This window comes from Bacillus sp. P4_D3 (genome assembly GCF_056401855.1).
Window position 1 is genome coordinate 1 of sequence record NZ_JBFUIN010001366.1, and the last position, 509, is coordinate 509.

Here is a 509-nt window from a genome sequence, read left to right on the forward strand (position 1 = left end):
GGATTTTACACATTTTATCAAAATAACGTTCCGGTTCATATGATGGGACGAATCGGGAGTATATACGGGCTCGTTATAGCTGTTTTAACAATTTTTATAACGATTCTGTTCGGCATTGCAACTCAATTCACTTCTATACAAATTGTAGTCATTGTAGGAGTATTGGTAATGCTACTTATTACTATCCTATTATGCGTGTCTACTTTATTACCATCGCAGTCTAAGGTATATTCCGCTGAATCAATAAAATCGAAATAGTTCCCTTGGTTTTTATTTAAAACTTAAGGGGGTGAATAGGAGGTTTCTTTCCCCTATATATGGAAAAATAATAAGGAGAAAGAACAATACTGATAAACAAGGGTGGTTATTATGATAAAAACAAAAGATCAAATAGAGAAAATTGTAAAAGAAATACATCAAAATATAGATTTTTCTGGGGTAGTCTTAATAAAAAAAGATGATGATATTATCTATGAAAATTCATTTGGATATGCTAACCGAAGTGAATG

Annotated in this window: 2 pseudogenes; both read left to right on the forward strand. The window is 31.2% G+C overall.

What is annotated here, in order from left to right:
- A pseudogene (locus tag AC1DTM_RS31380) lies at positions 1 to 258 on the forward strand (MFS transporter); the annotation flags it as partial.
- Positions 259 to 369: 111 nt separating this feature from the next.
- A pseudogene (locus AC1DTM_RS31385) lies at positions 370 to 509 on the forward strand (penicillin-binding protein); the annotation flags it as partial.